Source organism: Gordonia sp. UBA7599, from assembly GCA_002477755.1.
In the GTDB taxonomy this organism is placed as follows: Bacteria; Actinomycetota; Actinomycetes; order Mycobacteriales; family Mycobacteriaceae; genus Gordonia.
The window spans coordinates 412-629 of record DLKD01000136.1 but is presented as its reverse complement, the minus strand read 5'-3'; the positions used below and the strand labels follow the sequence as shown (position 1 = coordinate 629).

Below are 218 nucleotides of genomic sequence, written 5' to 3'. Positions count from 1 at the left end.
GCGACGACGATCCCGACCCCGACGTGGTCGCGATGCTTTGCGACCGGACGGCGGGCAATCCGTTCTTCGTCGTCGAGTACGCCCGGCTTGCCGCCGACCGCGGCGGCCTGGGACCACTACTTGCGGCCGCCGATACGCCCCGCGCAGTCCACGAAGTCCTCACCCGACGGGTCGACCGACTGCCCGAACCGACGGTGGCGATGCTCACCGACGCGGCC

1 protein-coding gene is annotated in these 218 nt (G+C 71.6%); it reads left to right on the top strand.

Going from position 1 to position 218, the window contains the following annotated elements:
• On the top strand, positions 1-218 hold a 218-nt coding region (locus B4L26_RS15340), incomplete at both ends, for a hypothetical protein (RefSeq protein WP_290720117.1).